A 14999-nucleotide genomic window follows, 5' to 3' on the forward strand; every position below is an offset into this window, starting at 1 on the left:
GTTCTAGGGGATTTTTATTTTATTAGAGTTTCAATTTTTCCTCTATTTTTTAGAGGTAAAATCCTATAAACTGCTGCTGATTTTATTCTCTTTTTTTCGATTGGTCCAAAGTATCTGGAGTCTACGCTCATGCCAGGGAGTCTGTTATCGCCCATGACAAAATATTCATCATCCTTTAAAACAAATTTTTCTTCATCAGATTCTGTATAATCACTTGAAGTATAAGCTTCTTCTAAAACTTTTCCATTTAAAAGGACCTTTCCATCTATAAATTCTATGGTGTCGCCAGGCTTTCCTATAAGTCTTTTGATGTAGTTTCTGTTGTCATTTGGCGCATCGATTACAACAATTTCGCCACGAGGTATGTCAGTAAACCTCTTGTAGGAAAGGCAAATCAATTTGTCCTTTTCATTTAAGGTTGGGTGCATTGACTCTCCATTTACAACAGCTATATTAAAAATAAAATTTCTCACAAAGAGTGCAATTAAAACTGCAGCTACAATTGTGATAATAAAAGATGTAGTTTCACTTTTTTTCAATTAAATCATCTCCAATTACTAATTTTAACATAAATAGCTTGAAGATTGGAATAAATTTAATTTATAGCTATTAGTATTCAATGAGAAGGAAGAGGATTCAATAAGATGAGATAAAAAAATTTCAGGGTCTTGTTAAAAAATTTTGAGAAGCAAGTAATTAATTTTAAAAAATCAAGAGTTTACACACAGAGACTAGGGATAATAAAAATTATATTAAGTTAAAATTTAAAGTAATCTCATAAAAATAAAATTAAAAAAATTTCTAGAATAATTTTCTAGAATAAAAGAAAAAAATTTTTGAAATATCCTTGACAAAGCTTTTGGAAGAGGGTACTATATAAATAGATTAGCACTCGACATTAATGAGTGCTAACAAAGGAGGAAATTATGGATACTAGAAAAATAAATATTTTAAATGCCATAATTGAGGCATACATTGATATGCCCACTCCCGTCGGGTCACGAACTCTATCCAAAGATTACGACCTTGGAGTTAGTTCAGCGACAATAAGAAATGAAATGGCAGATCTTGAAGATCTTGGTTTTTTAAATAAGCCACATCAATCAGCTGGAAGAATTCCTTCTGACAAGGCTTATAGATTTTATGTTGATGAGTTTTTTAAAAGTTTAAATGAATTTCATGACATAGATGCTTCAGAAAAAATCAAGGACAGACTTTTATACACTTCAAGAAATATTGAAGACTTTTATAAAAATTCTGTAAACTTACTTGCCAGCGTCAGCAACTGTACGGCATATCTTATTACACCACAAAAGGCTGACACCAAGATAAAGAGACTTACTCTAGTAAAGATTGATGAAAAAACAGCCCTCTTAGTTCTAATAGGGGACAAGGGAGTTATTGAGAGATATTTTTTAGAAATTGAAAATATTCCTGACGAAGATTTTTATTATATAGAGAAGGTTTTAAATGAAAAGATGTCGGGAATTGATTTTGACAAAATTGAATCACTTAAGATTTCTCTTTCCGATGACATGATTAGGCATGGAAATTTTATTTCCAATGTTGTAAAAATTGCAAGCAAGTTTAATAAAAAGGTCTCATCCATTGAAATTTATTATGACGGCCTCACTAATATTTTAAATTTTGACGAATATAGGGATCTTGACAAGGCTAAAGATTTTATGAGTTTAGTTGAGGACAGAGACAGTTTATTTCAAATCTTAAATAATGATAATTTCACAGGAGATGTGGAAGTGATTATTGGTTCAGAAAACAGTGCAAGTCTTATGAAAGAAAACACCATCATTCGGGCACCTTTTGCCAAGGACTTTGGCATCTATGGCAGCATTGGACTAATTGGACCAGTTAGAATTGATTACACGAGATTGGTTAAGGTGGTTAAAACTTTTAGCGACGCTTTGACGAGAGGATTAAAAGAAATGTGAGGGAGTACATGACAAATGAAGATATAAAAAAAGATAACTTAGATGAAAATAAAGAATTAGAAAATGAAAATATAGAAGATGTAGTTAAAGAGGAAGAAGTTCAAGATGATAGTCAAGAAGTTACCAATGACTCATCTGATGATGAAAAGTACCAAGATTTAATGGACAAGTTCATGAGACTTCAAGCAGACTTTGCAAACTACAAGAGAAGAACTGAAGCTCAAAAGACTGAATATGTTGAGCTTGGAGTTAAAAAAATAGTAAATGACTTACTTCCCGTTCTTGACAATTTTGAGAGGGCTCTAGATTCCATTGGAGAAAAGGACTCAACTTATGACGGGATATTGATGATAAAGGATCAACTTACTGATGTCCTTAAAAAGGAAGGTATAGTTGAGATGAAGGCACTTGGTGAAGAGTTCGACCCAACTTATCACCACGCAGTATTAACTGAAGATTCTGATGAATACGACAGTGGCTATGTAATTGAAGTTTTACAAAAGGGTTATTTAATTAATGACAAAACGTTAAGACCTGCAATGGTCAAAGTTTCACAATAAGTGAATTATTTAGGAGGTAATTTATATGGGAAAAATAATTGGTATTGATTTAGGAACAACTAACTCTGCAGTAGCAGTAATGGAAGGCGGAGACGCTGTAATAATTCCAAACATCGAAGGTAATAGAACTACACCTTCTGTTGTAGCTTTTACAAAAGATGGAGAAAGATTAGTAGGAGAAACTGCTAAGAGACAAGCTATCACAAACCCAGACAGAACTATTTCATCTATTAAGAGACACATGGGTTCTGACTTTAATGTAAAAATAGATTCAAAAACTTACACACCACAAGATATTTCAGCTATGATTTTACAAAAATTAAAATCTGATGCAGAATCTTATCTTGGCGAAAAAATTACTGAAGCAGTAATCACTGTTCCAGCTTATTTTACAGATGCTCAAAGACAAGCAACTAAGGACGCAGGAAGAATAGCAGGACTTGATGTTAAGAGAATAGTAAACGAACCAACTGCAGCTGCTCTTGCTTATGGAGAAGACAAGGACACAGAAGCTCAAACAGTAATGGTTTACGACCTTGGCGGTGGTACTTTCGACGTATCAATTCTTGAACTTTCTGATGGAGTATTTGAAGTACACGCAACTCGTGGTAACAACAAACTTGGTGGAGATGATTTTGACAATAGAGTTATCGACTATATAGCAGAAGAATTTAAGAAGGAAAATGGCATTGACTTAAAGGCTGACAAAATGAGTCTTCAAAGACTTAAGGAAGCTGCTGAAAAGGCTAAGAAGGAACTTTCTTCTACAATGTCAACTAATATCAACCTTCCATTTATTACAGCATCACAAGCTGGTCCACTTCACTTAAATATGGACTTAACTCGTGCTAAATTTGATGAACTTACAGCAGACCTTGTAAAGATGACTGAAGGACCTGTTAAGGATGCACTTTCTGATGCAGGACTTTCTGCAAGTGACATTGACAAAGTTCTTCTAGTTGGTGGTTCAACAAGAATTCCAGCAGTACAAGAATGTATTAAAAAATTAACTGGCAAACAACCTCAAAAGGACATCAACCCAGACGAATGTGTTGCTCTTGGTGCAGCTATTCAAGGTGGAGTTCTTTCAGGTGATGTAAAAGACTTGTTACTACTTGATGTAACACCACTTTCTCTAGGAATTGAAACAATGGGTAACATCACAACAAGACTTATTGAAAGAAATACAACTATTCCAACTAAGAAGTCACAAGTATTTACAACTGCAGCCGATAACCAAACTTCTGTAGAAATTCACGTACTTCAAGGTGAAAGACAAATGGCTAAGGACAATGTAACTCTTGGCAGATTTACCCTTGATGGAATTGCTCCAGCAAGAAGAGGAGTGCCACAAATTGAAGTAACATTTGACATTGATGCTAATGGTATTGTAAATGTAAGTGCTAAAGATTTAGGCACAGGCAAGGAACAACACATCACAATTACATCTTCAACTAACTTAAATGAAGAAGAAATTGAAAAGAAAGTTAAAGAAGCTGAAATGTACGCACAAGAAGATGCTAAGAAGAAAGATTTAATTGAAGCAAAGAACAATGCTGACTCAATGATCTATCAATCTGAAAACACATTAAAAGATGTGGAAGGAAAAATTTCTGATGCAGACAAGACTAAGATTGAAGATGCAATTAAGGGTCTTAAGGATGTAAAAGATGGCGAAGACCTTGAAGCAATTAAGTCTAAAACAGAAGAATTGACTCAAGCTTTCTACGCAATTTCTGAAGAAATTTATAAGCAACAAGGAGCACAAGGACAAGCTGGAACTACAGATGCTAAACAAGATGATGATGTAGTTGACGCTGACTATGAAGTTGTTGATGATGACGAAGAATAATAATTAAATAAAATTGTTGCAGTTTCGGCTGCAACTTTTTTTATGTTTAAAATTATTTTGTTTTTCTTGCAAAAATTTGTGGGAAAAATTGAAATTACAAAATAAGCTTTATTTTTCCAAGACTTTATATTAGAATATAAAACTATTGAGGTGGAAGATGAGAAATTTTTATGAAATTCTTGAAGTTGAAAAAAATGTAACAAAGGAAGAATTAAAGAGATCTTATAAAAAGCTTGCGAAAAAGTATCACCCTGACTTAAATCCAGGAGACGAAGTGGCAGAGGCAAGGTTTAAGGAAATTTCCTATGCCTATGAAGTCTTATCTGACGACGAAAAGAGACAGATTTACGATGTCTATGGCGAAGAAGGCCTTAAGGGCAACATGGGTACTTCTGGCAGCAGCGGCTTTGGTGGATTCTCTGATATTTTTGATGACATCTTTGATATTTTTGGCGGCTCAAGATCAAATAGATACGAATATGCAAATAGAAAGGACATGCCAAAGAAGGGACCTGACACTAGAGTTGATGTAACTCTTGATTTCTTTGAAGCAATTTTTGGCGTGGAAAAAGAAATTTCAGTAAAGGTTAAGGAAGAGTGCGGCCATTGTCACGGCAGCAAAATGGAACCTGGCTCAGAAAAACATGAGTGTGACAAGTGCCATGGATCTGGTCAAGTCACATCAGAGCAAAACACACCTTTTGGTAGGTTTGTTAGAACTTCTTCTTGTGACAAGTGTCATGGAACTGGCGAAGTAATTGACCAGCCTTGCAAAAAATGTGGTGGCAGAGGAGCTGTCCTAAAGAGCAAAAAATTAAAAGTAAATATTCCTAAGGGCGTGGACACTGGAAATATTATTTCACTAAAGGGTCAAGGCTCTGTTGGTGAAAATGGTGGAGAAAATGGAGACATATTTGTCTACATTAGAGTTAGGTCTGATGCAGTCTTTAAGAGAGAGGGCAACGACATCTATCTAAACATTCCAATATCCTATTCCGATGCAGTCCTTGGTGCAAAGATAAAAGTGCCAACTCTTAAAAAACTTGTGGATTACGACATACCTAAGGGCACAACTGGCGGCACAGTCTTTAGATTAAAGGGCGAGGGAGTTCCCTATGTAAATCGTGAAAATCAAAGGGGAGATCTCTTCTTTAAAGTTGACATAATTATTCCTAAAAAAGTTTCAGATGAGCAGAGAAAACTTTTGGAGGAATTGAGAGATACTGAACCAGAAGTTGAAGAAAATAAAAAATCATTTTTAGACAAGTTAAAAGACTTATTTGATTAATGCGGATCACTGATTCGCATTTTTTAAATTGTATAAAAATTTCAGGTAATATATAATGAAGTCAGGTGATTAGATGAAATACATTGAAATGACAATAAATACTTCAAAGGAAAAAAAAGATTCAATTGAGGGAATTCTTTTTGACTATGGAATTTATACAAGTGAAGAAGTTTCCAGCCACTTAGTGGAGGAGCTGGACCAAGACGAAAAGGACTGGGATTTTATAGATTATCCCCTTTTAAATTCTGATAAAGAAATTTTTGCCATAAAAGTATATCCAGAAAATTTAGAGGATGCAAAAAAAATAAAGGCTGAACTTGAAGAAAAGTCTTTAGGAAATTCAAAAATAGAAGAAAAAGACGATGAGGATTGGGCTAACAATTGGAAGAAATATTACAAGCCCCTAGAAATTGGAGAGAGCCTTGCCATTGTTCCTGAGTGGGAAGAATATAATTCAAATAGAAAAATTATAAAAATAAATCCAGGCATGGCTTTTGGAACTGGCACTCACGAGTCAACTTACATGTGCCTTGAACTTTTAGAAAAATATGTAAGTGAGGGCGACGAAATTTTTGACATTGGCTGCGGCTCAGGCATACTTGCCATTGCTGCCTTAAAGCTTGGAGCAAAGAGAGCCCTTGCAATTGATATTGACGACAAGTGCATTGATGCGTCTCATGAAAATGCAAAATTAAATGATGTAGAAGACAAGATGGAAATTAAAAAGGGAAATCTCTTAGATGTAGTAAAGGGAAGAGCAGATTTAATTGTTTCAAACATCATTGCAGAGATAATCGTTGATGAAATAAAAAATCTAAAAAATCACATGGATCCTGGCGGAATTTTTATCACTTCAGGAATTATAAAAGAGAGAAGAGAAATGGTAATTGATGCCCTAAGGGAAAATAATTTTGAAATAATTGACGAAATAGAAAAAAATAATTGGCTTGCCATAGTGGGAAAATTAAATGTATAGATTTTTTGAAGATAGAGAATTTAAGGGCAATACAAATTTAAAGGAAGAGACAATCCACCATTTAAAAAATGTAATTAGGATAGAAGATGGAGAAGTCTTTCATGTTGTCTTTCGTGATGGAATTTTTTCCTTTGCTTTTTATGACGACAAGCTCAAAAAAATTGGAGAGATAGAGGAATCTAACGAATCCAAGGTTAGGCTATCCCTATTTTTTGGAGTCCTAAAAAATAATAAGTCAGAAGATGTCTTGAGGCACGCCACAGAAATTGGTGTCAGCGACTTTTACCCAGTTTTAATGGACAGGACAATTTCTGACATTTCAAAGAAAAGGGACAAGAAGAAGGAAAGATACCAAAAAATTGTTGAGTCTGCGGCAAAGCAATCTAAGAGGGATATAATCCCCATAGTTCACGACATAATTAAGACCGATGACATTTTAAAATTTAAGGGCGACTTGGTCCTTTGCTATGAAGATGAAGACAAGACTCAGCTTGGAGAAATTATTCATGAGCTTGGCGACAACATTGGTCTTGTAATTGGACCTGAAGGTGGCATATCAGAAAGGGAACTTGAAATTTTAAGGGATGCAAAAAAAGTTGGCCTTGGCAGGAGAATATTAAGAGCCGAGACTGCAGCAATCACTGCGTCCTTTTATATAATACATGGAAAGGAGTGTGAGTAATGGAAAAAACTTTTTCAATTTTAACTCTTGGTTGCAAGGTCAACCAATACGAATCAGAAACCATGAGCGAAATTTTTGAAAAGAGAGGCTATAGAGAAGTTGGAAATGATGAATTTAGCGATGTGTATATTGTAAATACTTGCACAGTTACAAACTTATCAGATAGAAAATCAAGACAGTTTATTAGAAAATCAAAAAAGAAAAACCCCGATTCTGTGGTAGCAGTTGTTGGTTGTTACTCACAAGTAAGCCCCGATGAAGTTAAAAACATTGAGGGCGTGGATGTTGTGATTGGAACCACTGAGAGAAATAAAATTGTGGACTTAATTGAAGAGTCAAAAGAGTCTCACGAAAAAATAAATATTGTTAAGGACTTAAAAAATGTTCGTGAGTTTGCCAACACCACAAACTTTGACAGCAATAACAGAACTCGTGCCTACATGAAGGTTCAAGATGGCTGCAACAGATTTTGTACCTACTGCATAATTCCCTTTGCCAGGGGACCAATTAGGTCAAGGACCATTGAGGATTCAGTGAGAGAGGCAAGAACTCTTGCAGATCGTGGCTTTAAAGAAATAGTTTTGACAGGCATTCACATAGGGTCTTTTGGAATGGACATGGGCGACATGAGACTAATTGATTTAATTGAGAGCATTGCAGAAGTTGATGGCATTGAGAGAATAAGACTTTCTTCTGTTGAGCCCATAATTATTACTCATGAATTTATGGAGAGAGCAGTGAAAACTGGAAAGCTCTGCGACCACTTCCACCTATCCCTACAATCTGGGTCCAATAACATTTTAAAGGCAATGAATAGAAGATACACTCGTGAAGAATACATTGAAAAAGCAAATATTATAAGAAAGTATATGCCTCATGCAGGCCTTACAACAGACATTATTGTTGGCTTTCCTGGCGAGAGGGAAGAAGACTTCCAAGATTCAATGAGGATTGTAAGAGAAGTTGGCTTTTCAAGAATTCATGTCTTTAAATATTCCAAGAGGAAGAACACCAAGGCAGCTGTCATGAAAAATCAAATTGACGGCAAGATTAAAAAGGAAAGGTCAGAAAAATTAATTGCCCTTGGAGAAGAATACCAAGAAATTTTTGAAAAAGAAAATATGAAGACCCCTCAGTCAGTTTTATTTGAAGAAGATCATGAGGGCCAGTACTACGGCTACACTACAAACTACATTAGAGTTAAGGCAAAAAGTGAGATTGATCTTAAAAATAAAATTAAGAGTGTAAAAATTTTAGATACAGGCGAAATTGCTAACTGCGAAATTATTGGTGATTAAATGTTAAAGATAAGAGCACACCATCTCTTGTGCACAGAAAATTTTGTGGGTGAGGGTTATAGCGATGACTTTTCAAAAAATATGACTGAAGTTATAAAAAAGCTTAGGGAAAATCCAGAGGTAAGGCTTATAAAAGATCTGGATGACCTTTGTAAATATTGCCCAGAAAATCTTGGAGAAGTTTGTGAGAGCCAAGAGAAAGTAAAATCCTACGACGAGAAAGTTTTAAAGCTTTTAAATATAAGGGCAGATGAAAAATATTTTTGGGAGGACCTTAGGGCTTTAACCTGTGATATAATATTTAATAAAGATAGGCGAGAGGAAATTTGCAGATCTTGTCAGTGGAACGAACTCTGCAAAGAAGTTGAAGGAAAAAGGAGGTAGGAATGGACTGTTTATTTTGTAAAATAATTAGTGGAGAAATCCCTTCAGACAAAATTTATGAAGACGAACTTGTCTATGCCTTTAAGGATATAGACCCACAAGCGCCCACACATTTTTTAATTGTGCCAAAGGAACATATTGCATCAGCAGATGACCTTGATGAAAGTCACAAGGAATTAATTGGCCATGTATTTTTAGTTGCACAAAAACTTTGTGCAGAGGCAGGACTTACTAAGGGCTACAGAATTGTAAATAACTGCAAAGAAGATGGAGGTCAAAGTGTTGATCACCTTCACTTCCATGTCCTTGGTGGAAGAAGTTTAAATTGGCCACCAGGTTGATTTAAGTTAAATAAAATTTTTAATGCTACGAGTTTTCTTGTAGCATTTTTTTTGCGAATTTTCGGAATTTATTAAAATGTTATATAGGATTTTTGTAAAATTTTTTTCAAAATATTAAATTAAATGTAACACTTTTACGATTTTGTCCATAGGAAATTATAAAAAATTCATATATACTGTAATTAAAATGGACATACTATGATTTTATATAGAGAAAGAAGATGACTTATGAAGTTAGGTTTTGTAGATGTTGGTGGTGGAACTCGTGGCATTTATGGTGCAGGAGTTTTTGATTATTTGATGGAAGAAAATATTAGTGGAGATTACTTTATTGGAGTTTCTGCTGGGGCTGCTAATGGTGCCTCTTTTTTGGCAAATCAACCTAGGAGAAATTTTGTTTTCTACAACAAATATGCCTTTAGGAAGGAGTACATGAGCTTTAAAAATTATTTAAAGACTGGCTCTTACATTGACCTTGATTATATTTATTCTGATTTAAGTTCTTCCAAGGGCGAGTATCCCCTTGACTATAAGACACTGAAAAATAATCCCATGGAATTTGAAATTGTAGCTACAGATGCAAGGACGGGCAAGGCAAAATATTTTAAGAAATCTGATCTAGTAATAGATAATTATGACCCAATAAAAGCTTCTTGCTGCGTGCCAGTTTTAAACCAACCCTATAAGATAAAGGGCGTGCCCTATTTCGATGGCGGCTTAAGCGATCCAATTCCCTTTAAGAGAGCCTTTGAGGCAGGTTGTGACAAGGTGATAATAGTTTTAACAAGACCAAGAGATTATTTTAGAGAAGGGAGAAAGGACAAAAAATTTGTCAGGATCTTGAGGAGAACTTATCCAAAAGCAGCCAAGGCCTTTGCAAAGAGATCTCTAGTCTACAACGAAAGTTTGAGAGAAGCCATGGAGCTTGAAAAGGAAAATAAAGTCATAATAGTTGCGCCAAGCTATATAGGAAATTTAAAAACTCTTACCCAAGACCACGACCAATTAGAAAACTTGTATGAATTGGGAAGAAAGGATGCAAAAAATATCCTCACTTTAGAAAATATTAGAAAAGAATGATTTATTATGAAAATGAAAGCTTTAAAGGAAAAAATAAAAACAGAGAGAGAAAATTTTAGGGATAGCAATAAAAATTTAGACGAAAATGACAAGGCTGTAAAAAATAGATTTAAAAAAATTCAAATAGTTGCACTGATTTCCTTTGCATCTATATTAATAGTTTTGATTCTAACAAGAAGTGGCAATGTGAGCATAAATTCTCTTACAGAAAAAGCTGCTGGCAATCCAAAAAAATCCATTATAACCTTAATAAGTCTATTTGCAGTAAAAAGTTTGACTATTATTATTCCCCTTCCATCACTTTATGTTGCCAGTGGAATCTTATTCGACCCAATTAAGGCAGTTGCAGTGAGCTATCTTGGACTTGCAGTGACCCTAACTATACCCTTCATCCTTGGAAGATGGTCTGGCACAGAAGAAATTCATTACATCAAAAAGAAGTATCCCAAGATAGAGAAAGTAATTGAGATGCAAGAGAGAAATGAATTTTTGGCAAGCTTTATAATTAGACTTATTGGATGGTTTCCCTGCGATGTCCTAAGCTTTTATTTTGGTGCCTGCAAGACAAATTATTTAAAATATATAACATCATCACTTTTAGGGGCATCTATTGGTGTAATTACAAATACTTTACTTGGCGATGTAATCCTAAACCCTCTTTCATGGCAGTTTATTGTTATGTTGGTCATAAAAATTTTGATCTCCATATCTGTAGTAGGCATAACTTATCTTGTCAATAAAGATAAAAATCCTAAAAAGTAAAAATATTATTGAAGTTTTGGGATTTATAGAGTATAATAAACCTACATTGGCCGTAAGGCTACTCTTTTCTACGAGAGGAGGTTAAAAAATGTCCGAAATCAGGGTTGGTGAAAACGAATCTTTAGACAATGCTCTTAAAAGATTCAAAAGACAATGTGCCACAAGTGGAGTTCTCAAAGAAGTAAGAAAGAGAGAACACTACGAAAAACCAAGTGTTAGAAGGAAGAAAAAATCCGAAGAGGCACGCAGAAAAAAACACAGATATTAAAGAGGGTGTTCTTATGTCTCTAAAAGAGAGACTCATGGCTGACTTAAAAGATGCTATGAAAAATAAAGATAAACTTCGAAAAGATGTTATCACCATGGTTCGTGCAGCTATTAAACAAAAAGAAGTAGATGAACGAGTAGAGCTTGATGATGCTGATATTGAAAACATCATTTCTAAACAGCTTAAAGAAAAAAAATCGTCAATTGAAGAATTTAAGAAGGGCAATAGACAAGACTTAGTTGACCAAACTAATGCTGAAATTGAAATACTTCTTAAATACTTACCTGAGCAATTATCAGATGAAGAATTAAAAGAAATTATAAAAAAAGTAATTGACGAAAATGAAATAACATCAATGAAGGATATTGGAAAATTAATGAAAAATGTTATGCCTTTAATTAAGGGCAAAGCAGATGGCAAACAAGTTAATATTATAGCCAAAGAATTATTAAATTAAAACTCGGGGTTTTCCCGGGTTTTTATTTTTGCAAAAATTTTGGAATTTTATTAAATTTTACTTCTTCATCATATAGAAGTGAGAGTTTACTTTTGCTATAATTAAATCAAAGATATTTTTTGGAATTTTTTTATATTTTTTGTAAGAAACCCAGTGGACATTATTAAAAAACTAGGAGGACATAATGAAGAGGAAATTGTTTTCGTTATTTTTAATCGTAACTTTATTTTTTAGTGTCTTTAATCCTGTTTTTGCCAAAGAATCTGGACCAAAGGCAAATGATGAAAACTCGACACAGAATGGAGATCTCCCAATAGTTACTGAGACCATGCCAAAAGAAGCTGATAAAAGCAAGTATGTGAAAATACTTTTTGTAGCAAAGACAAATTTAACAGGCAATGTTCAAAATTATGGAACTATAAAAAATGAAGCAGGAGAAAGTTTTAATCTTATTGAGGAAAAAGATAATCTTGGAAAAAATGTTAAGGCTAAGCCCTTTTACGCCTTAAAGACTGCAAAGTGGTCAGAAATGTTGGACTATGAAGAAGATGGTAAAAAGGTATTTGCAGAATTATTTGCTGAGAATAATGAAACAGATGAAGAGAAAAAAAAAGATCATAAATTTCTCGGTTGGACTTATAGAGGACCTTTAGTTAATCCTTATAGCAAAGCATTTTCTGAGGATAAAAAAATAGGTGAAATTGAGGGTGCCACTGGAAAGTATGACATGAACAGGCCAATGATATTTGAAGCAAAATTTCAAGGTTTGCCATATATTTTTATGAGAGGTCAAATCATTGATATGAGAGATTCTGATGGGTATTCTGTTAATTCATCTCATGATTATAAATGTGGAATTTTTGATGTAAAGGGAAAAGGAAAAATTTTAGCTACCGACTTTCAAAAAAAATATTTTGCTACAAGTTTTAATAATTTAAATGAAATGACCTTTTATGTAAGGAATGATGTACAAAATAGGAGCCTAGGACTTTTAAAGCCTGATTTAAATCTTCCTGAAGATTATAAATTTTGGTATTGGTATGACACTTCTTTATTTAATATTTTAAATGATAATTATGACTTACTTAATAAAGATAATATATATAAACCTAAACTTATAAAAAATGGAGAAGATGCAGCAAACATACTAGATAAGAGCAAAAATTTACCAAAAGATATTTTTATTGTAACTTTAAAGGCTAGTAAAGGTATTGCAAATGCACCAATAGGAAATTCTGAAAGTAAATATAATAAATCTTATGCGATTTTTAAAGGTTCAACTTTAACAAAAATAGGCGATAACTTGCCGACACCAAAGGCAGAGGACGAAAGAAAGGAAGCTGCCTGGTTTATTGGTGATAGAAAAGTGGATAATATAGAAAGTATTCCTATCACTAGTGACATGACCTTTACTGCAAGAGTAGTTGAAGAAAAAGATAAGTATAAGGTGAGTGTAAAGGATATAGAAAAAGCCTTTGGACATGCCACGACAGAAGAGGAAATTTTGGCAAGTGTTTCAACAGATTATCCTAAAGATTCAGCAAGCCAACCAAGTAAAACTATAATAGAGGGACAAAATTTGCCAGATGGAAGGACTTCTGGCAGGCATGAAATCAAGGTTGAAGTAAAATATCCTGATGGGTCCACAAGTGAAGTCACTGTAAAAGTCACTGTAGCAAAGTCACAAGCAGAAACTTATGAAGCAGAGACAAAAACTCTTGAGGCAAATAAAAATGAAATCTTGACTGTTGAAAAATTAAAAGGAGGAATTATAAATCTTCCTCAAGAAGTTGATGTTGTCATAAAGGAAAATGCCGACACAAGTGAAGTTGGAGAAAAAACTGCAAGGCTTACTTTGACTTTTAAAGACACTTCAAGTAAAGAAGTTGAAGTTAAGGTAAAAGTTAAAGAAGTTATTCCAGAAAAAACTGATTCTGAAAAATATCCACCAGTAATTCCTAAAGATTTAAAAGTTTTAGATAAAAATAAGCTTAGCCAAGGAGAAATTGATGAAATTGCAAGAAAATTTAAGCTAGCAAATCCTAAGGCTAAGGATGTAATAGTTGATGAAAAAGGAATAGTGACTCTTATTTATGAGGATGATTCTAAAAATATTTTGAATCTTGAAAATTATTTGACAGAAGTTCCAAGGGATAATAGTGAAATAGATAAGGATAAGGACAAGGAAGAAAATTGGGACAATTATTATCCAGATTATTACAATTATTTTCCTCGCCTAAACAACAGAGATTACGAAAGAGAAACTTTAAAAGTATTTGCCAGCCCTTCAATAAAATTTGAGGAAGAAAAGAAAGCTACAGAAAAAATTTCCTATGTATTTCACATCAATGAATTTGAATACGAAATTATAAGGAACGGAATTTCAACAAAAGTTAAGATGGACATAAGTCCTGTAATTTATAAGGGAAGGACTATGCTTCCACTAAGGCGAGTAGCGGAAGTTCTTGGAGCAGAAGTTGTCTGGGACAAGTTTACGAGAACAGCTTCCTTCACTAGAGATGGACTTACTGCCTCAATTCAAATCGACAACAATAAAATTATCCTTTCCAGCGGTGAAGTTATTGAAATGGAAGCAAAACCTCTAAACATTAAAGATAGAATTTTTGTGTCCCTTGTCAATGTGGCAAAAGTTTTTGGACTTAATAATGGAAACACAGAGGACGGAAAAGACAATGACATTGAATGGGATAATGAGGCGAGGACAGTTACTATTTCTGTAAAATAAACTAGAAAAGAAGGACCAGATGGTTCTTCTTTTTTTCTTTGTACGCTTTAGCATGAATAAACCACCAGCTATGCTGGTGGTAGGAATACTAGCTTTAGCTTCAAGCAAAAAACCTCCCGTGATAAACTATGTATGTTACTGGCAGTAGCATAAATAGAAAAGGGAGGTATCCTAAAATGGATAAAAACAGTTTATCACATACATCATGGAATTGTAAGTATCACATAGTATTTGCTCCAAAATACAGGAGACAAGTAATTTATGGAAGATTAAAACAAGATATTGGAAAAATATTAAGAGACTTATGTGAGAGAAAAGGAATAAACATAATAGAAGCAGAATGTTGTCCAGATCAT

General features: G+C 33.9%; 16 protein-coding genes. 15 read left to right on the forward strand and 1 reads right to left on the reverse strand.

The window, feature by feature from the left end; genetic code table 11:
• Positions 1-14: 14 nt before the first annotated feature.
• Positions 15-539: a signal peptidase I gene (gene lepB / locus HMPREF2801_RS06645; RefSeq protein WP_070611278.1), complete on the reverse strand. Its 525-nt coding sequence runs from the start codon at positions 537-539 to the stop codon at positions 15-17.
• Positions 540-926: 387 nt separating this feature from the next.
• Between lepB and hrcA the strand changes: the two genes are divergently transcribed.
• The 15 genes from hrcA to tnpA form a co-directional block, all read left to right on the forward strand.
• Positions 927-1949, forward strand: coding sequence for a heat-inducible transcriptional repressor HrcA (gene hrcA / locus HMPREF2801_RS06650; RefSeq protein WP_070611279.1), 1023 nt, complete (start codon positions 927-929; stop codon positions 1947-1949).
• Positions 1950-1957: 8 nt separating this feature from the next.
• Positions 1958-2509 (forward strand): nucleotide exchange factor GrpE, encoded by a 552-nt coding sequence (grpE, locus tag HMPREF2801_RS06655; RefSeq protein ID WP_070611280.1) that lies wholly within the window; start codon positions 1958-1960, stop codon positions 2507-2509.
• Positions 2510-2534: 25 nt separating this feature from the next.
• Positions 2535-4361: a molecular chaperone DnaK gene (gene dnaK / locus HMPREF2801_RS06660; protein WP_070611281.1), complete on the forward strand. Its 1827-nt coding sequence runs from the start codon at positions 2535-2537 to the stop codon at positions 4359-4361.
• A 157-nt stretch (positions 4362-4518) separates the two neighbouring features.
• Positions 4519-5649, forward strand: coding sequence for a molecular chaperone DnaJ (gene dnaJ / locus HMPREF2801_RS06665; RefSeq protein ID WP_070611282.1), 1131 nt, complete (start codon positions 4519-4521; stop codon positions 5647-5649).
• Positions 5650-5722: 73 nt separating this feature from the next.
• On the forward strand, positions 5723-6625 hold the full coding sequence (prmA, locus tag HMPREF2801_RS06670; RefSeq protein WP_070611283.1) for a 50S ribosomal protein L11 methyltransferase: 903 nt from the start codon (positions 5723-5725) through the stop codon (positions 6623-6625).
• On the forward strand, positions 6618-7307 hold the full coding sequence (locus tag HMPREF2801_RS06675; protein WP_070611284.1) for an RsmE family RNA methyltransferase: 690 nt from the start codon (positions 6618-6620) through the stop codon (positions 7305-7307). The genes prmA and HMPREF2801_RS06675 overlap by 8 nt, the downstream gene beginning before the upstream one ends.
• Entirely contained in the window at positions 7307-8605 is a 1299-nt protein-coding gene (mtaB, locus tag HMPREF2801_RS06680) for a tRNA (N(6)-L-threonylcarbamoyladenosine(37)-C(2))-methylthiotransferase MtaB (protein ID WP_070611285.1), read from the forward strand. Before HMPREF2801_RS06675 ends, mtaB begins: the two co-directional genes overlap by 1 nt.
• A complete protein-coding gene (locus HMPREF2801_RS06685; RefSeq protein WP_070611286.1) occupies positions 8606-8989 on the forward strand; it encodes a DUF1284 domain-containing protein in 384 nt (127 codons plus the stop codon).
• Between the two features lie 2 nt (positions 8990-8991).
• Positions 8992-9330, forward strand: coding sequence for a histidine triad nucleotide-binding protein (locus tag HMPREF2801_RS06690; RefSeq protein WP_070611287.1), 339 nt, complete (start codon positions 8992-8994; stop codon positions 9328-9330).
• 228 nt (positions 9331-9558) lie between these two features.
• Entirely contained in the window at positions 9559-10410 is an 852-nt protein-coding gene (locus tag HMPREF2801_RS06695) for a patatin-like phospholipase family protein (protein ID WP_070611288.1), read from the forward strand.
• Positions 10411-10416: 6 nt separating this feature from the next.
• Positions 10417-11172 carry a TVP38/TMEM64 family protein gene (locus tag HMPREF2801_RS06700; protein WP_246829992.1) on the forward strand — a complete coding sequence of 252 codons (756 nt, stop codon included), beginning with the start codon at positions 10417-10419 and terminating at the stop codon, positions 11170-11172.
• A gap of 88 nt (positions 11173-11260) precedes the next feature.
• Positions 11261-11440 carry a 30S ribosomal protein S21 gene (rpsU, locus tag HMPREF2801_RS06705; protein ID WP_005957648.1) on the forward strand — a complete coding sequence of 60 codons (180 nt, stop codon included), beginning with the start codon at positions 11261-11263 and terminating at the stop codon, positions 11438-11440.
• Between the two features lie 13 nt (positions 11441-11453).
• Positions 11454-11897, forward strand: a complete 444-nt coding sequence (locus tag HMPREF2801_RS06710) for a GatB/YqeY domain-containing protein (protein WP_019124746.1) — start codon at positions 11454-11456, stop codon at positions 11895-11897.
• A 184-nt stretch (positions 11898-12081) separates the two neighbouring features.
• Entirely contained in the window at positions 12082-14643 is a 2562-nt protein-coding gene (locus tag HMPREF2801_RS06715; protein ID WP_070611289.1) for a Rib/alpha-like domain-containing protein, read from the forward strand.
• A 176-nt stretch (positions 14644-14819) separates the two neighbouring features.
• Positions 14820-14999: IS200/IS605 family transposase (gene tnpA / locus HMPREF2801_RS06720; protein ID WP_148130083.1), on the forward strand; the 180-nt coding region annotated here is incomplete at its 3' end.

Source organism: Peptoniphilus sp. HMSC062D09 (genome assembly GCF_001811425.1).
In the GTDB taxonomy this organism is placed as follows: domain Bacteria; phylum Bacillota; class Clostridia; order Tissierellales; family Peptoniphilaceae; genus Peptoniphilus_A.